This is a genomic window from Ensifer sp. YR511, from assembly GCF_900103045.1.
Taxonomy (GTDB): Bacteria; Pseudomonadota; Alphaproteobacteria; order Rhizobiales; family Rhizobiaceae; genus Ensifer; species Ensifer adhaerens.
The window spans coordinates 231,509-249,401 of sequence record NZ_FNGR01000005.1; the positions used below are offsets into that span (position 1 = coordinate 231,509).

14 protein-coding genes are annotated in these 17,893 nt (G+C 62.4%); 3 read left to right on the forward strand and 11 right to left on the reverse strand.

From position 1 onward, the window contains the following. Nucleotides 1–2 precede the first annotated feature (2 nt). Genes BLU15_RS12545 through BLU15_RS12560 form a run of 4 tightly spaced genes read right to left on the reverse strand, consistent with a single transcriptional unit; the run spans nt 3 to nt 6,997 of the window. A complete protein-coding gene (locus BLU15_RS12545) occupies nt 3–1,556 on the reverse strand; it encodes a caspase family protein (RefSeq protein WP_090295679.1) in 1,554 nt (517 codons plus the stop codon). Next, a complete protein-coding gene (locus tag BLU15_RS12550) occupies nt 1,553–2,452 on the reverse strand; it encodes an OmpA family protein (RefSeq protein ID WP_090295681.1) in 900 nt (299 codons plus the stop codon). Before BLU15_RS12550 ends, BLU15_RS12545 begins: the two co-directional genes overlap by 4 nt. 10 nt (nt 2,453–2,462) lie before the next feature. Continuing rightward, nucleotides 2,463–5,690, reverse strand: a complete 3,228-nt coding sequence (locus BLU15_RS12555; RefSeq protein WP_110818973.1) for a c-type cytochrome — start codon at nt 5,688–5,690, stop codon at nt 2,463–2,465. Between the two features lie 47 nt (nt 5,691–5,737). Then, the gene (locus BLU15_RS12560; protein WP_090295686.1) at nt 5,738–6,997 is read right to left on the reverse strand and encodes a ferredoxin reductase family protein; all 1,260 of its coding nucleotides are present in this window, start codon (nt 6,995–6,997) and stop codon (nt 5,738–5,740) included. A 370-nt stretch (nt 6,998–7,367) separates the two neighbouring features. Between BLU15_RS12560 and BLU15_RS12565 the strand changes: the two genes are divergently transcribed. Further along, on the forward strand, nt 7,368–7,985 hold the full coding sequence (locus tag BLU15_RS12565) for a GntR family transcriptional regulator (RefSeq protein WP_090295688.1): 618 nt from the start codon (nt 7,368–7,370) through the stop codon (nt 7,983–7,985). 69 nt (nt 7,986–8,054) lie between these two features. Here BLU15_RS12565 and BLU15_RS12570 read toward each other — a convergent pair whose 3' ends face one another. The 6 genes from BLU15_RS12570 to cysG all read right to left on the reverse strand — a co-directional run bounded on the left by BLU15_RS12570 (nt 8,055) and on the right by cysG (nt 14,782). After that, on the reverse strand, nt 8,055–9,575 hold the full coding sequence (locus BLU15_RS12570; protein WP_090295691.1) for an acetyl-CoA hydrolase/transferase family protein: 1,521 nt from the start codon (nt 9,573–9,575) through the stop codon (nt 8,055–8,057). Between the two features lie 258 nt (nt 9,576–9,833). Then, the gene (locus BLU15_RS12575; protein WP_034795721.1) at nt 9,834–10,646 is read right to left on the reverse strand and encodes a ferredoxin--NADP reductase; all 813 of its coding nucleotides are present in this window, start codon (nt 10,644–10,646) and stop codon (nt 9,834–9,836) included. A gap of 147 nt (nt 10,647–10,793) precedes the next feature. Further along, a complete protein-coding gene (locus tag BLU15_RS12580; RefSeq protein WP_034795725.1) occupies nt 10,794–11,294 on the reverse strand; it encodes a DUF934 domain-containing protein in 501 nt (166 codons plus the stop codon). 17 nt (nt 11,295–11,311) lie between these two features. Continuing rightward, nucleotides 11,312–12,982, reverse strand: coding sequence for a nitrite/sulfite reductase (locus BLU15_RS12585; protein ID WP_034795728.1), 1,671 nt, complete (start codon nt 12,980–12,982; stop codon nt 11,312–11,314). Nucleotides 12,983–12,996: 14 nt separating this feature from the next. After that, complete coding sequence (locus BLU15_RS12590) at nt 12,997–13,311, reverse strand: DUF2849 domain-containing protein (RefSeq protein WP_034795732.1); 315 nt, start codon at nt 13,309–13,311, stop codon at nt 12,997–12,999. A 10-nt stretch (nt 13,312–13,321) separates the two neighbouring features. Further along, nucleotides 13,322–14,782: a siroheme synthase CysG gene (cysG, locus tag BLU15_RS12595; protein WP_090295693.1), complete on the reverse strand. Its 1,461-nt coding sequence runs from the start codon at nt 14,780–14,782 to the stop codon at nt 13,322–13,324. A 230-nt stretch (nt 14,783–15,012) separates the two neighbouring features. Between cysG and BLU15_RS12600 the strand changes: the two genes are divergently transcribed. Then, nucleotides 15,013–15,600, forward strand: a complete 588-nt coding sequence (locus tag BLU15_RS12600; RefSeq protein ID WP_090295696.1) for a nucleoside deaminase — start codon at nt 15,013–15,015, stop codon at nt 15,598–15,600. Between the two features lie 5 nt (nt 15,601–15,605). Further along, nucleotides 15,606–16,439: a nucleoside triphosphate pyrophosphohydrolase gene (mazG, locus tag BLU15_RS12605; RefSeq protein WP_090295698.1), complete on the forward strand. Its 834-nt coding sequence runs from the start codon at nt 15,606–15,608 to the stop codon at nt 16,437–16,439. A gap of 88 nt (nt 16,440–16,527) precedes the next feature. On the opposite strand, the gene hflX is transcribed toward mazG, so the two are convergent. Continuing rightward, on the reverse strand, nt 16,528–17,853 hold the full coding sequence (hflX, locus tag BLU15_RS12610) for a GTPase HflX (RefSeq protein WP_060517394.1): 1,326 nt from the start codon (nt 17,851–17,853) through the stop codon (nt 16,528–16,530). Nucleotides 17,854–17,893 lie beyond the last annotated feature (40 nt).

A 17,893-nucleotide genomic window follows, 5' to 3' on the forward strand; every position in this document is an offset into this window, starting at 1 on the left:
GCTCATTGGCCCTGGCCTCTCGTGTAAAGCGGTTGAACTGCGATCGTACTCTCACTCCCCTCCAGGCGCGTTTCGAGCAAGCGTAGCAGGGCCGCCGCGTCGAGGTTCGAATTGGCAAAGGCGGCCGCGATCGCGTCGACAGGCGCATTGGTCGCGATGACGACCAGATGGTCCGCACCGAAGGGCTTGACCACCTCCAGGTCACGCAGCTTGAAGGCATGGCTTTCGCTGCCGGCAATCTGCACGTCGAGCAGTTGCGCTTCGCCGGTATTGGCGAGGTTAAAGACCAGCATGTTGGCATAGCCGCCCTGCGGCGCCTCGACGTTCAGGCGGTCGCCGGCAAAATAAATGTCCTTGACGGGCTTCAGCGAAACGGCTCCCGGGCTCTGCGCCGCAAGCGCTTTCAGAAAATCCACCAGGATGAATTTGTCGACCGCGCCCTGGAGCCTTTCGGGCGCGACATGTTCCGCGGCGACGTCCCCGTTCGGCGTATAGAAGACACCGGATGCCGCCTCCCACCGGTAGGGCACGCCATCGCCACCGATATTGGCAAGATCAGGCATGTCACCGACGACGCTCAATGGCAACTTGCCCGTCCATCCGGTTTCGCGCGGCGACTTCAGTGCATGCTTCGTGCCGCTCACTGTTGGCGCCACGCCGACCTTGGCGCTGCGCGGCAGGGACAGCACGATTTCCTTGTCGGAGCGCGCCAGTTGCGGCGTGAAGTTCGGCACCTGCAGGGCTTCCGACTGCAGCTTGACGTTGGAAAACACGTAGTCTTCGAGTTCGACCCGCGAAATCCGCCCGTCGCCATCGCGATCGGCGGCGCCTTCCAATGCACGGGCAAAACTCCAGCTCAGGGCGCCGCGGGGCTCGCCGCCGATCACGACTTCCGGCGTCGGCTGGCTTTCGAGCGATGCGGCGAGGATCGTCACCTGCGACAGCTCCACGTCCCTCACCTTGGCGCCGGACAGCGCCTCCTTGGATGGCGGCGGCAGCTTGGCGCGCACCATCGGCGCCAGCCGCGTCTTGCCGGAGATCGAGCGGTTCATGCCGCCTGAATAACAGCTGTCGGAGACGAACAGGACATGAATGCCCTTGGCTTCCGCCTCCGCGAACCAGGCGCTGAGCTCGTTGTCGACGATGATTTCGCTCGCCGTCTTCTCAGCACGCGCCCGGTCGAAGCCCGGCAACTCCAGGAATTCGTCGAGCCCGTCCTCCTCACTGCCGGCGACCAGCTCCGGCATCTGCGCACCGTGCCCGGCATAGGTGAAGACGATCGTATCGCCGCGCTCAGCGGCCGCCACAAGCTCGCCCCAGGCCGCACGGATTGCATCCTTGGTCGCCTGTTCGTTGATGAGTTGGCGGATCGGGGCGACATCCGCCGCCTTCAGCGCCTGCGTGACGTCTTGCGCATCGCGGACGGCACCATCGAGGCTTACTTCGTGCGGATACTTGTCCACCCCGACGACCAGCGCCGAGGTCGAGGCCATCGCCGGGGCCGCCGGCAATGCGAGCAAGCTCATCGCAAGCAGGGTTCTGCACAGCACTGTCATTTCCCCACATCCACATCCACGCGCCGGTCGAGCTGGTGCAACATCTCCTCGCTATAAGCGGTCGGATCATCCGGCTTGAACGGCTCCTCCTCGCCCTTGCCGATCACGGTCCACATGCCGGGATAGCCGGCATCGACGAGGTAATGCGCCAGTGCCTCGGCGCGAGCGATCGACAATGCCTTGTTCGCCTCGGGCGTACCGACCGGATCGGTGTGACCGATCAGCGTAATCGCGGCCGGCTTTGCGGACTTCAGGCACTCGAACAGATCCCTGGCCGACTCGAGACCTTCGGGCGTAAACTCGGCCGTTCCGAAGACGTAGCGCACCGGCGTCGCCTTCTTCAGGATCGAGACACCACGATAGGAGAACTTGCAGGCGCCGCGCGCAGCGAGCTTGACCGGCTTGGTTGCAGCGAGCCGCATTTCCGAAGCCAGGCGGTCCAGCCGTTCGATATAGGCCTTGTCCGGCGCCATCCAATCGGGCGTCAGTTCCTCGTTTGCCGCATCTTCCAGCGCTTGCTGATAGGAGGTCGCCGCGGCGTCGTAATCCTTGCGCTCGCGCTTGATGTCGCCGAGCGCATCGAGGATCTGCCAGGGGCCGCCGGCGTCGCGGCTTGCGGCCGTCAGTTCCGCTTCGAAGGTTTCAAGCTTCGCGCCTTGCCCCACTGCCGCTGCAACCCGGTTGAAGGTTGCGAGCGCCGCGATGCGCCGGGTGAGCGCGATCTCGGTCGCCGAGCAACCCTTCATGTTTACGGGATCGGCCGCCACCTTAGTGCCGGCCTCGTCGGCGCGGTTCAGCGCCTCGGAGGCCAGGCGAAGACCGTCGCAGGCCATGACCGGCGCGGTGAAGACCGCCAGAACCGCCGAAGCGAGGAGAAATGCTCGTAGCTGAACCATGACTCGACCATCAATCCTTGATCTCGAACGTCACCATCTGAACACTGCTGGCACCCGCGTCACCCTGCGCCCGCTTGGCCAGGTTGATCGCGAGTCCCCGTGTCGGCGGCAACCGCGACGTCGCGACATATTGGCGTGCCTTCTCCACCGTCAGCTTCTGGTCACCGAGCCCGCCGGCACGGCAGAAGGCCAGCATCGTTTCGGCGGGCGCAGGTGTGTCGAAGGTGAGCGTGCCCGTGCCCGGCTGCGGGATCAGGCGCCGCTCGCCCGGCTTAAGCGTGGTGTCGCCGATCATCACGTCCGGGATGACCTCGACGTTGCCGTTCTCCTCGACATAGAGGATTTGCAGCTCGCAGGCCTGGTTGGCGCTGAGTTCGAAGGAAAGCTCGTCGCCAACCTTCGCCGTCGTCGACTTCACGTTCAGGGCCAGCTCGAGCTTGTGGCCAGTCCCCGCATCCTCCTTGCGATAGTCCGGCACGGCGGCTGCGATCGACTGCGGCCTGTCGTCCACCATCGGCTCGGAACCGGCAATGACGATCGCCGTCGTGTCGAGCGGACGGCGCTGGGTTAGCGGCGCCATCAGCAATGCATATTGCTGCTCGACCTCGTTGCGCGGAATGGTTCCGCCCGCTTCCAGCGTCGTCACCCAGTCGAGCCCGAGGCGCAGGACATCGGTGTTCGTCACCCGCTTGATCGCTTCTGAGAATTGCTTGGGCGTCATGTCAAACTCGGCCGCCAGGGCATCGAAGTCGAGCTCGTCTTCGTACTTGTCGGCAAAGTAGGTGATGAGCTCCGCCTCGCCCGGCGCATGCTTGCTCTGGAGGCCCCCATCAGGCGTCGGCTCGGTGATGCCGAGCACCTTCAACGCGTTGACGAAGCGCTCGCGGTCCTTGCGATAGGTTTCGTCCAGTTCCTCCTGCTTCACATACATGGCAAGCAGCACGTCCTGTTGGTCCTTGCTGAACAGCGTCGACGTCTCGATCTGCTCGCGCAGCTGATCGCGTTTCGAAAGGATGCCATCGGCGTGGCAATCGACACAGGATCGCGCGTTGATGATCTCGACGCCCTTGCCGATCGGGCGCTTGCGGAAGGACACGATGGTGGTCGGCCCGACATCAAGCTGCTTTCCTGCTGACGTCGAGAGGTAGTAGCCCTGCAGCCCGTTCGGCAACGAGAAGATCATTTCGCCGCCGTCGTGCTCGAAGGGCACGAGGCCCGCGTCGAGCGGTGCCAATTCCCGAGGCCCGTGCGGGAAGCGCTTCAGCACCTGCTTGCCGACGTCGCCGCCGAAATCATAGGACTTCCAGTAGTAGCCGCCGAACGGCATATCGTGCCGTTCGAGCATGCGGTTGTGGTCGGAAACCCCGGACGAGCCGTCGGCGAATCCGGCCCGCAACACATCGCGCCTGCGAATGTTGCCGGCCACGTCGATCTTGAAGCGCTTTTCGAGTTCGGCGATCTCGGTCGGCAACTTCATCAGCCGGTTGTAGATCTCCGGCCGCGCGCCGTTGCTCATGAACCAGTCGACCCGCATGATCGGCAGTTGCGTCGCCGTTTCATTCGAAAGGGCCGAAAGCGACGCGTCGCTCTCGGGATCAATCCCATAGAAATAGCGCTTGATCAGGAAGTCATAGTCCGCCGCGTCCCATTGCAGTTCGCGCAGATCGACGCGCACCAGCAAGCCATTGGTGCCGTCGACCTCTGTCGGAAGTACCAGCTTTGGCCCGTAGGACAGCGAATTCAGCAGCTTCTTGAAGCCGCCGGCAAGCAGGTCCATGCGCTTCATGAAGGTCTGGTCGTCCTCGCAGCCCATCATGCCGTTGTACTGGTCGCGATAGGAAAAGTAGCGCATGTAGGGGCGGTCGAGGGCACTGACCGTCTCGATGTCCTTCAGCGCCGCATCGACGAACTGGCCATAACCCAACATCGGGCGGGCGCGCGCCGGTTTTGCGGCCACCGTCTGCGGCAGGCTCTTTTCGTTCAGTGCGTTGATCCAGTCCTCCAGCACCTTGATCTCTTCGGCAGAGGGGCGCTTGCCAAGCGGCATGCGGCCGCTGACGACAGTCGCGTAGAGCCGTGACTTCGAGGCATCTCCGGGGGTCACGAAGTTTGCGTCGGCGGCAATCGAGGCGAGTTCGCCCGCCGGGTAGCTCCCCTGCGAACTCTCGCCCGGCCCGTGACAGTTGCGGCAGTATCTGCCGATGAAGGCATCTGCCTGCTGCGCCAGCGCCGCATTGCCGCCGCCCAGCGCTTCAGTCGCCGTATTCTCCTTGCAGACGGCCGTGACCGACTGCGCCACCGGCGCGGGGGCCTTCACTTCACGATCGGCAAGGAAGGCATAGATCGCGCGGCGATCGTCGTCAGAAAGAACGCTCAGTCCCTTGGCTATACGCCGCATCACCGGATCGCTGATCGGCGCGCCCGAGAGCTTCTTGCCTTCCTCAATCAGGCCCCTGGTGAAAACGTCGGGCGAGGCAAGACCGGCCATCTTCGTCTTGCTGATGTCGGGCGCGACCGCGCCGCTCAAATCCTTTTCGCCCTCATAGGCGCGCTCCAGGTCGAGCCCATAGGTCGTGGTGCGCGGTGTGTGGCAATCGCCACAGCCGCCGACATTCTCGACCAGATAGCGGCCGCGCTCGGCTTGCGTCTCCTCGCGCGGCTGATAGGCCGGCACCGTGAAGTGGCTGCGCTTCCAGAGCGTGATCGTCGTCTGGCGACTGAACGGAAAAGCAATCTCATCCTCTTTCGACACCGCATCCGCCTGGGGTAACGTCTCGATATAGGCTTTGATGTCGAGCGCATCCTCCGGCTTCATGCCGCCATAGGAGGTGTAGGGCATAACCGGATAGAGGTTGTTGCCCTCGCGATCGAGACCGACCAGAACCGCATTCAGAAACTGCGCATTGGTCCAGCCGCCGATGCCATTGGCGTGCGGCGAAATGTTCGGCGCATAGAAGGTGCCGATCGCCGTCTTCATCTCCATGCCGCCGGAGAGCAGTTCGGTGTTGTCGCCGGAGCCGTGGCAGGCGCCGCAGCCTGCGGCGTAGAACATGTATTTGCCGTTGTCGACATTGGCCTTGTAGGTGGAGAAGGCATCCTCAGAGAAGGCATCGCGCGCCGAGGCACCAGCGGGACAGAGCGAGACTGCGACCAGCGCCGCAAATGAAACGGCCCAATATCCGTGGCCAAGACTGGACAATGACGAGGCGCCTTCTCGCTTTCTCTGCAGACCGCGCATGAAACCCACTCCCTAAAACAATAGAATCGCTACTGAAATCCGCTGCACTATCGAAACTGAAATCGCTCGAATTCAACCCGCTTCGGCCGCTTGCCGAGATCTTTCAGGCCCTTGACGATCGCCTCCCTGAGAGGTGGCGGGCCGCAAAACCAGAGATCGGCTTCCGCCGGATCGATCGCGCTGCCGTTCGCGAGTTTGGCCGCATCCAGGCGCCCGTCCACGGAGGAATCGTGCAGGACAAAAGTGAAGTTGCCGAGCTTTCCGGCCTGCCCCTCGAAGGTCTCCAGCCCGATCGCCTCGCGCCGGTCGCGCACGCAATAGACCATGTGGATGTCCTGCCCCTCGTCGCCATTGAGATGCCGCGCCATCGCCAGGAACGGTGTAACGCCGATGCCGCCGGCGAGCCAGATCTGCTTCTTGCCGCCACGGCGGTGGTTGAAGCGGCCATAGCCACCCTCGAGCTTCAACCGGTCGCCGACAGCGATTCCGTCGCGCAGGGCCTGGGTGTAGTCGCCAAGCGGCTTGATCGCGAAGCGCACGACCCCGTCGGGCTCGATACCAGCGATCGTAAACGGATGCGGCTCGCGCAGCCCAGGCTTCAGCACCCGCAGAAAACCGAATTGCCCGGGCTTGGCGCGCAAGGCACGGCGCAGCGGCCGCGCCGCAATCACCGTCGCCCCGTCCTCCCGGGCGACATCGAAGACTTCGTAGCCGCGGGTTCTGACCCAGGGCAGCAGCTGGGTATAGGCGTAGCTCAGGATGCCAAGTGCTGCGAAGGCGTTGAGGTAGACCGCCAGAAGCGCGGTACCGTCATAGGGGCGCTTGATGAACATCTGGTGGAAGGCGACCATCACGAACAGCAGGCCGATGAAGCGGTGCGTGTAGCGCCACAGATGGTAGGGGATCTCGATCTTCGTCCGCGGTATGATCTTGACGATACTGAGAACGAGCAGCACGACGAAACCGTAGAAGGCATATTTGCCGGCGGAAGCAGCAAGCTGGTTCAGACCGCTCGTCAGCGCCAGGCCCTTGAAGTCTGGTTTCAGGAAATAGTGCACGAGGATGAGGCACAGCACCGAGATGCCTATCCTGCGATGAAAATGATAGACACGGTCGAGCCCCCCGAAGAGAGCCTCGACGAACGGCGGGCGCGCGGCCATGAACTGTGCGACCGCCATGCCGACAAAGGCCGCCGACGACGCCATCAGCGAAAATGTCGTCAATGCATTGGTGTGACTGACTGCGGCTACGGCCAGCAGCGCCGCAAATGCCATCAAGGACCAGACCAGAAACGCGCCCACTTGCATCTTGCGCCCCTCAACGCCGATGGCTGACGGTTGTTGCCTTGCCTTGTGCCTGTTGCCTTCGCCCCCTAGCGACCAAGGAAACATGCAACCAGGTTCTTGCCGCAACGGCCCACGCGCCTCTTTCACGCGGGGCCTTTATTGGGAGAGTGGCAAGCACCTCCCGGTTCGTCAACACGATTCCTATTGGAAACGTCCTATGAGGTTGGTTTATTCATGCCTTTGAAATTCGTATTTTTTAAGCATTCGCTTATTTTATTGACCACATAGGCAAACCACCCCCTTTGACCTGCACAAATCCAGGCAACCGGCGCGCTTGCCTGGTTGCAGGAAATCGTGCAAGCTACTGATATATCAGAACCAAAGGAACGGCATGTCACCGCAATCCCAGGCTCACCTCGCCTATCTCGCGCTCGAACGCCTGATCGTCACATTGAAGCTCGAGCCCGGCGCCCTGGTCACCGAGAGGCAGTTGATCGAACTTGCCGGGCTTGGGCGAACACCGGTTCGCGAGGCGATCCAGAAGCTGGCCTGGCAGGGTCTCATGGATATCCGTCCCCGTGTCGGCTTGCAAATCACCACGATCCGGCCGGACGACCAGGTGCATGTCATGCAGACGCGCCAGAAACTGGAGCCGCTTGCCGCCGCCCTCGTCGCAACGCACGCAAGCGCCGAGGAGCGAAGCGCGATGAAAGCTTGCGGTGCGGAGATGGCCACCTGTCTTGATGCGGGCGAAATGGAGGGCTTTCTCGTCGCCGACAAGATGTTCGACGAACTGATGGAAGAAGCCTGCCCCAACCGGTTCCTGACCGCAGCACTTGCCCCGCTGCAGACACATGCGCGCCGCATCTGGTTTGCTTCGTCCTCGCATGAAAAGATGGCCGGATCGGTCCGCCGCCATGTAACGGTGATCGATGCGATCGAGCGGGCTGACGCTGAAGGCGCGTCGGCCGCGATGGCGGACCTGATGAGCTATCTATCAGACGCCTGAAGAAACCTTGCCTGCACGAGAAGAAACAACGGCAAGCGATTGCTTTCACGGTTGTTTCTTCAACACACTTCAGGCCGTCGGCATCATGCTGCCGGTCTTCAGCCGGCGCACATGCCAGTCGAAAGCCTCTTCCAGAATATGCGGGGTCTGTCCGCCACGGGTGGCGACCGCACGATTGAAGTAATCCGACAAAAGCTCCCGATAGGCCGGGTGGCAGCAGTTTTCGATGATGACGGGTGCGCGCTCCCGCGGCGCCAGGCCGCGCAGATCTGCAAGACCATGCTCGGTCACCAGAATATCGACGTCGTGCTCCGTGTGGTCGACATGGGACACCATCGGCACGACAGACGATATCGCCCCGCCCTTGGCAACCGACTTGGCGACGAAGATCGACAGGAAGGCGTTGCGGGCGAAATCGCCGGAGCCGCCGATACCGTTCATCATGTCGGTACCGCCAACATGGGTCGAGTTGACGTTGCCGTAGATATCGAATTCGAGCGCCGTGTTGATGCCGATGACACCGAGGCGCCGAATGATCTCCGGATGATTGCTCACCTCCTGCGGCCGCAGCACCAGCTTGTCCTTGTAGGCGCGGATGTTGCGGAACACGCGATCAGCCCAGGCGCTGGAAAGCGTCATCGACGAGGCCGAGGCGAAGCTCAGCTTGCCGGCCTCGAAAAGCTCGAACGTGCTGTCTTGCAGCACCTCGCTATACATACGCAGATCATGGAACGGACTGTCGACCAGGCCGCCCAGCACCGAATTGGCGATGACGCCGATGCCCGCCTGCAGCGGGTTGAGCGTCATGTCGAGGCGGCCCTTGCGCACCTCCTCCTGCAAGAAGGCGATCAGATGGCCGGCGATCGCCGTCGTCTCCGCATCCGGCGGAGAGATCCGTGCGGCGCTGTCCTCTTTCTCGGTGACGACGATTGCGACGATCTTTTCCGGATCGACAGGAATGTAGGGCGAGCCCGCACGGCTATCGCAAGCAACGACCGGGATCGGCGTGCGGCTCGGTCGCTTCGCCGGAATGAAGATATCGTGCAGGCCTTCGAGTTCGGGACTGTGGCTGAGATTGAGCTCGACGATCACCTTCTTCGCCAGGATCGCGAAGCTTGCCGAATTGCCGACCGATGTCGACGGAACGATGCCGCCGTCTTCGGTGATCGCCACCGCCTCGACCACCGCATAGTCGATGGGGCTGATCTGGCCGGACCGCAACTGCTCGACGGTTTCCGAGAGATGCTGATCGATGAACATCACCTCGCCGCGGTTGATCGCCGCTCGCAGAACCGGGTCCGACTGGAACGGCAGGCGCCGGGCAAGAACACCCGCCTCTGTCAGCGTCTTGTCGATGTCATGACCGAGCGAGGCGCCCGTCATCAGCGTGATGCGAAACTTCTCCCGTGCGGCCCGTTCGGCCATGGCAAGCGGCACGGCCTTCGCGTCACCGGCCTTGGTGAAGCCGCTCATGCCAATGGTCATGCCGTCCTTGATCAGCGCGGCCGCCTCTTCCGGCGTAGCGATGCGATCACGGAGCGATTTGCAGCGGATCCTGGCTTCCAGGTCGGTTGGCGGAACATGACTCATCGGGCACTCCCAGAAATGGCCCACGAGGCTCATAACAGGACGGCGCGGGCTTGGTTCGTCGTGCGCTTATTTTCGCATGTCTGCGTGCGCACGCTATGAAGATTTGCAGGAGCACGATAGCCGCTCGGACCGCAGGGCGGTACGCAGAATGGGCAGGGCGGAACTACCGCCGACGCATAGCTCGATGGCATTTCGCCTTAAACGACGAGGGGCGCACCCTTGGGGCGCCCCTCTAACGATAAACTGCACAAAAATGGGTCAGCCGACGAAGGCGCGTTCGATCACGAATTCGGCCGGCTTGTTGTTCGCACCTTCGGTGAGACCAGCGGCCTCGAGGATTTCCTTGGTGTCCTTCAGCATCGCGGTCGAGCCGCAGATCATGCCGCGATCGACAGCTGGATCGAGCGGCGGCAGGCCGAGATCGGAGAAGAACTTGCCGTTTACCATCAGGTCGGTAATGCGGCCCTTGAACGGGAAGTCTTCGCGGGTCACCGTCGCGTAGTGGCGCAGCTTGTCGCCGACAATCTCGTTCAGGAACTCATGGTTCCGGATTTCCTCGACCAGATCGAAGCCGTATTTCAGTTCGGCAACATCGCGGCAGGTATGGGTGAGGATCACTTCCTCGAACTTTTCATAGGTCTCGGGATCGCGGATCAGGCTTGCGAAGGGCGCAATGCCGGTGCCGGTCGAGAACATGTAGAGACGGCGCCCGGGAACGAGCGCGTCGAGCACCAGCGTACCGGTCGGCTTCTTGCGCATCAGCACCTTGTCGCCCGGCTTGATCCCCTGCAGGTGCGAGGTCAGCGGGCCATCCGGCACCTTAATCGAGAAGAACTCGAGTTCTTCGTCCCAGGCGGGGCTAGCGATCGAATAGGCGCGATAGACCGGCTTGTCGCCGACCATCAGGCCGATCATCGCGAATTCGCCCGAGCGGAAGCGGAATTCGGCAGGGCGGGTCATGCGGAAGCGGAAGAGCCGATCCGTATAGTGTTCAACGCTGGTCACCGTCTCGACGTAGACGCCTGCCGGTGCCTGGATCGCGAAATCTTCCGTTTTTGCCGGAGCATTCATCTTAGCTACAAGTCCTGTAAATGATGACCCTGTCTATCAACAATAAGCCGATATTCCAAGCTGCGCCTTGTTGAAAGGAAATCTCTTCCAAATATAGTCGCTTTTGGGGATTTCGGCGTGCTTCACACTGTCGCGGCCAACCCTACCCTATGACACCCGGCGCCAGCTATAGGATTTAGCATCGGTCGAGGGCTTGGCGGTCGGCTGGTAGTGCACAGCAATGCCCGGCAGGCGTCCTTCGGACAAACGCTTCAGCGCTGTCGCATTGCTGACAGCGAAGCTTTCGACGCCACAGCGCAGCATCAGCGGGATCTGGTCGATCAGCACGTCGCCGACCGCCCTCACCTCGCCGGTAAAACCAAGCCGCGCGCGCAGCAGCGACGCATGGCTGAAGGCGCGGCCGTCATTGAACGCCGGGAACGCGACGGCTACCAGCGCAAGGCGATCAAGGTGTGGTGCGAGCTTCGTCACGTCGTCTGCCGGCGCGATGACCACGCCAAGACCGGTTTCGTCGCTGTCTGCAACCTTGGCCAGGAACGCGTCGAGACCGACGATCGCCTTCTCGTTCGAGCCTGCCTTGGTTTCCTCCGTCTCGATGACCCAGGGATCATCGCCCACGAAACCGGTTTCCTTCCAGATTTTCGTCATTTCCGTTCCTCAGCGCCTCAGGCAGCTTCCTGCGCGCTGCCGTAGAGCGCATCCTTGAAGGGTTGGGGGCCGACGCGGCGATAGGCCTCGAGGAAGGTCTCTTGACCGTCGCGGCGCAGTCCCAAGTAGGTGTCGACGATGGTCTCGACGGCGTCGGTCACCTTCTCGGGTTCGAAGCCGCGGCCGATGATCTCGCCGATCGAGGTGTTCTCGTCGCCGGAGCCACCAAGCGTAATCTGATAGAGTTCCGCACCCTTCTTTTCAACGCCAAGCAGCCCGATATGGCCGACATGGTGATGACCGCAGGCATTGATGCAGCCGGAGATCTTGATCTTCAACTCACCGATCTCGGCCTGACGCTCGGGCGAACCGAAGCGGGTCGAAATTTCCTGCGCCACGGGGATGGAGCGCGCATTGGCAAGTGCGCAGTAGTCCAGCCCAGGACAGGCGATGATATCCGTGATCAGGCCGGCATTGGCAGTGGCAAGACCTGAGGCGACCAGCGCGCGGTAGACCGGCTCGAGATCGGCCAGCGCCACATGCGGCAGGATCAGGTTCTGTTCGTGGCTGACTCGGATTTCGTCGAAGGCGTATTCCTCGGCAATATCGGCAACGGCATCCATCTGCGCGTCGCTGGCGTCGCCCGGAATGCCGCCGATCGGCTTCAGCGAGATCGTCACCATGCCGTAGTCCGGGTGCTTGTGCGGCTGCACATTCTGCTGCACCCAACGGGCAAACTCGGGATCGGTCTTCTTCCAGCGCGCGAGGCTCTCCCAGCCTTCAGCACGGTTTTCGAGGGCCGGTGGCGCAAAATAGGTGGAGATCGCCTGGATGTCGGTCTCCGGCAGCTTCAGCTCGGTGTCCTTGAGGGCCGCGAACTCGACTTCGACCTGACGCGACAATTCTTCGGCGCCGGTCTCGTGTACGAGGATCTTGATGCGGGCCTTGTACTTGTTGTCGCGGCGGCCGTGCAGGTTGTACACGCGCATGATCGCCGTCGTGTAGGACAGCAGGTCCTCCTCCGGCAGGAAGTCGCGGATCTTCTTGGCGATCATCGGCGTGCGGCCCTGACCACCGCCGACATAGACTGCAAAGCCGATGCGGCCGTTTTCGTCCTTCTTCAGGTGCAGACCGATATCATGGACCTGGATTGCGGCACGGTCGCGCTCAGCGCCAGTGACGGCGATCTTGAACTTGCGCGGCAGGAACGAGAATTCCGGATGTACGCTCGACCACTGTCTCAAGATCTCGGCGTAAGGCCTTGGGTCTGCGACCTCATCGGCGGCCGCGCCGGCAAAGTGATCGGCGGTCACATTGCGAATGCAGTTGCCCGAGGTCTGGAGCGCATGCATCTCGACGCTTGCGAGCTCTTGCAAGATATCCGGCGTGTCGGACAGACGCGGCCAGTTGTACTGGATGTTCTGGCGCGTGGTGAAGTGGCCGTAGCCGCGGTCATATTTGCGCGCGATATGGGCGAGCATGCGCATCTGGCGGCTCGACAGCGTGCCATAGGGAATGGCGACGCGCAGCATATAGGCGTGAAGCTGCAGGTAGACGCCGTTCATCAGGCGCAGCGGCTTGAAGGCGTCTTCGGCAAGCTCGCCACTCAGTCGCCGCTCGACCTGATCGCGGAACTGTTCGACGCGGGAGGAAACGAAGGCGTGGTCGAATTCATCGTAACGGTACATCGGGTATCGGTTCCTCAGGCAGCGTGTTTCGGGCCGGAAAGGCCATTGTAGCCGGCAGCGTAGGGGATCGAGGGGCCTTCAGCGCGGATGCGCTCGCGCATGCGCAGCGGGCGAAGTGTGCCGTTGATCTCTTCGACGTCGACGACGTTGGCATCGACGACCTTGTTGTCATCGAACGCCTGCTTACCGGTGGCTTCGAGCGCCGTCACGGCCTCGGCATGGCGAGCGATGAAGGCATCCTGAAGCTGCTCGACCCAGTTGCCCGCGGCATCCAGCCAGACGGAAATGCCGTCCGAAAGTCGATTTGCCGTCAAAACCTTACTCACCATGACCTCTTCCTCAGTTCAAAATCTGTTCGTCGCGCCCGAAAGCGGCTTCAATGTTTTTCTTCTCGCCACGCGCCTTGCCTGCGACGAGCGGTTCGGACCGCTCGAAATTGGCGCCGGCGACGGCTTCGCCGATGATGACCATCACCGGACCTGCAAGCTCGCTGCGGTTTTCAAGATCCGGAAGGTCCTTCAGCGTGCCGTGCAGCAGACGACGATCGGCGCGGCTGGCATTCTCGATGACGGCAACCGTCGTTTCCGGCGGAAAGCCTGCCTGCATCAGACGACCGGCGACCGACGCCGCAACTGTCCGCCCCATGTAGACGGCGATCGTTGCACCCGAGACGGCAAGCCGCGCCCAATCGGGCAGGACTTCGCCGGTCAGATCGTGGCCGGTCGTAAAGACCAGCGAGGAGGCAACACCGCGAAGCGTCAGCGGCAGTTCAAAATCGGCCGCCGCGGCGAAGGCCGAAGTGATACCCGGGACGATCTCGTAGCTGATACCGGCTTCGCGCATCGCCGCCATCTCTTCGCCGGCGCGGCCATAAACCAAAGGATCTCCGGACTTCAGACGGACGACGCGCTTGCCTTCGGCAGCCAGCGTCACCAGCAGCTGGTTGATCTCGTCTTGGGACTTGGTGTGGCAGCCCTTGCGCTTGCCGACCGACAGGCGCTCGGCGTCACGACGACCCATATCAACGATCGTCTGCGGCACCAGCGCATCATAAACGATCGCATCGGCTTCCATCATCACGCGCTGGGCGCGGAGCGTCAGCAGGTCTTCAGCGCCTGGACCGGCACCGACGAGCCAGACATGGCCCCTCGCCTTCTCGGGCGCATCGAGCAGACGCGAAGCCTCACGGCGGGCAGCAGCCAGATCGCCGCCGGCGACCTTGTCTGCCACCGGCCCCTGGAAAAACCGGCGCCAGAACATGCGGCGGGCAACGCCGCGCGGCACCAGGCGATCGACGGCCTCGCGATAGCTCGCGGCAAGCGAAGCAACGACGCCGAGCGAGGGGGACAGCAGCTGATCTATCTGCGCACGGATCATCTGCGCCAGAACGGGTCCTGCCCCTTCGGTCCCGATGGCGACTGCAACGGGGGCACGGTTCACGAGCGCCGGCGTGAAGAAGTCGCAGAAGTCGGGCTGGTCGACGGCATTTGCCGGGATCTTGCGTTCACGCGCTGCACGGACGATGCGCTGATCCTCGACGGCATTGCCGGTGGCGGCAAAAACGAGAATAGCGCCGTCGAGCTGCTCGGGTGCGAAGGCGGCCGCGACATGTTCGATCCCACGGTCACGAAGGTATTGTGCGAACTCCGCTTCCGGCGCGTCGGCGAAGACGACGATCGACGCTTCGGTGTTCAGCAGCAGCCGCACCTTGGCAAAGGCTTCGTCGCCATTGCCGAAAACCGCCACGCGCTTTTGCGCGACGCGAAAGAATGCGGGGAAAACGGCGAGCTGCTGCGACATGGTCTTGCGGTCATTCCTTCTACAGGCTGCGGCGAATATCCCTTATGGCGCACGACAATTGAAGGAACAGAAATTTCAATGCCTTTCCAGGCACGTATTGTTTTGCTCGGCGGTGCACCATTTTGAGCAAATATCTCCGAGCCTGTTCAATCGCCGACCTTGGCGCGGCCATTGCGCCGCATGGGTAACCTCCGTTAAATGCCGTCAACGACCTGCCGGAGGCCCAAGACATGACAAAACCCGAACTCGCCGAACGGCTTTTGACCGTCATCGAGCAGAATATCCTGCCGCTTACCGAAAAGGGTGTTGCCGCCGGCAACAAGGTCTTCGGCGCCGCGATCCTGCGCAAGTCCGATCTGTCGCTGGTGCTTGCCGAAACCAACAACGAGACGGAAAATCCGCTCTGGCACGGCGAAGTGCACACGCTGAAGCGTTTCTACGAGATGGTGGACAAGCCTGATACCCGCGACCTCATCTTTCTCTCGACGCACGAGCCCTGCTCCATGTGCCTTTCGGCCATCACCTGGGCCGGCTTCGACAATTTCTATTACTTCTTCAGCCACGAGGATTCGCGCGACGCCTTTGCGATCCCGCACGACCTGAAGATCCTGAAAGAGGTCTTCCGGCTGGAACCGGGTGGCTACGCGCAAGACAACGCCTTCTGGCACTCGGCCTCGATTGCTGCACTCTCGAAAGACGCCGATGCCGAAACCCGCGATCGGCTTTCCGCCCAGGATGCCCGCATCCGCGCCCGCTACCAGAGCCTTTCCGACAGCTACCAGTCGGGCAAGGACGACAACGCCATTCCGCTGAACTGAGATCCATGGAACCTTCACGCGACGTAACGCGCCTGCTCGACATCATGGCGGCGCTCCGCCAGCCCGAGACCGGCTGCCCCTGGGACATCGTCCAGACCTTCGAGACCATCAAGCCCTATACGATCGAAGAGGCCTATGAGGTTGCCGACGCCATTGAGCGCGGCGACATGCACGACCTCTGCGACGAGCTCGGCGACCTGCTGCTGCAGGTGGTCTTCCACGCCCGTATGGCCGAAGAGGCCGGCGACTTTGCTTTCGGCGACGTCGTTGAGGCGGTGACCCGCAAGATGATCCGCCGGCACCCGCATGTCTTTGCCCGATCCGACGCCGATACGCCCGAGGCGGTGAAGCTGCAATGGGATGAGATCAAGCAGGCCGAAAAGGCCGAGCGGCAAGAAAAGCGCGCCAAGCGCGGCCTCGCGCCTGATGCAGCCGCAAACCATTTGGGCTCGGTGCAGCGCTCATTTCCGGCGCTCGTAGAAGCCCTGAAGCTGCAGGAGCGCGCCGCAAAAGTCGGCTTCGACTGGTCGGAGCCGGAACCGATCCTCGACAAGATCGAGGAGGAAATCGGCGAGTTGCGCCAGGCTCTGCGAGAAAAGGACCGCGCCAAAGTCAGCGACGAACTGGGCGACCTGATCTTTGCCGTGGTGAACATCGGGCGCCATGTCGGCACCGATCCGGAGATGGCGCTTCGCGGCACCAACACCAAATTCCGCCGCCGCTTCGCCCATATCGAGCGGGAACTCGGCGCGGCCGGCGAGACGCTGGATGAGGCAACGCTGGAGCGGATGGAAGAGCTCTGGCAGGCAGCCAAGGCGATCGAGCGACAGCTGGGCTAGAACGAGCGGGCCGCGTGCCCGCCATGCGTCCCCTTTCCCAAAGCTGAGGCCGACAGCGGCTAGCCGCCAACCCCGGGAAAGCTACAGCTTACCAGTCTTCCTCGACGGGCTTCGGCCCGTTTCCGAGGCGACGCTCCAGCTCGGAGGCCTCGTTCTCGGTCAACCTGAGATCAAGGCTCACCCGCCCATCTTCCAGGTCCTCGCGACCGTCGACGATCGCGTGCTGGTAGACCCAGGGCAGAAGCTGCAGCTGATCGATGCCGAGAACGACAGTGCATTCCGTCAGGACGCCGGAAAGACGACGGCCGATTTCGGCGAGCAGTTCGTCGACGCCGTCACCGGTGATCGCGGAAACGGCAACCGTGTTGTTGGACGTCGCCGCTTTGCCGCGCAATGCCTCGCGTGATTCGTCATCCAACCGGTCGATCTTGTTCCAGACCTCGATCAGGCGCTCGGAGGCCTCCTTCTCGTCGATGCCGAGATCGGACAGGATTCTGAGAACGTCGCTTGCTTGTGCCTGGTTGTCCGGGTCCGAGAGGTCGCGGACATGCAGGATCAGATCCGCCTCCAGCACCTCTTCCAGCGTCGCGCGAAACGCGGCGACCAGATGGGTCGGCAGGTCGGAAATGAAGCCGACAGTGTCGGAGAGGATGACCATCCGGCCATGCGGCAGCTTCAGCCGCCGAAGCGTCGGGTCGAGCGTCGCAAACAGCATATCCTCGGCCAGAACGCCTGCCCCGGTCATGCGGTTGAACAGCGTCGACTTGCCGGCATTGGTGTAGCCGACGAGGGCGACGATCGGGTGCGGTACCTTCTTGCGCTTAGAGCGATGCAACTGCCGCGTGCGGCGCACCTGCTCCAACTCGCGCTCGAGCTTGACGATGCGATCCTGCAGCAAGCGCCGGTCCGCTTCGATCTGGGTTTCACCCGGACCGCCCATGAAGCCGCCACCGCCGCGCTGGCGCTCAAGGTGGGTCCAGCTTCGGACCAGGCGGCCCTTCTGATAGTTGAGATGCGCGAGATCGACCTGCAGCGTGCCTTCCTTGGTGGAGGCGCGGCGGCCGAAGATTTCGAGAATGAGGCCCGTACGGTCGATGACCTTGGCGTTCCATTCCTTCTCGAGATTGCGCTGTTGCACCGGCGTCAGCGGATGGTCGACGATGACAAGACCGGCATCGAGCTCGACGAGGATGTGGCCAATCTCTTCGATCTTGCCGGTACCAAGCAAGGTGCCCGGCTTCGGCTGCGCCACCGGAACGATGGCGCCATGCACGACCTCAAGATCGATCGCCATGGCGAGACCGGTCGCCTCTTCGAGGCGACTTTCGTCCGAGCGCGTCGTGGTGGTCGAGAGCATATCTGCGGACTGCCGTCCGGTCTTTTTCAAGACTGGAACGATGACGACCGCGCGCATGTCGTCGCGGAGCTTCTCGAGCTCCGGAATGATCGACGAC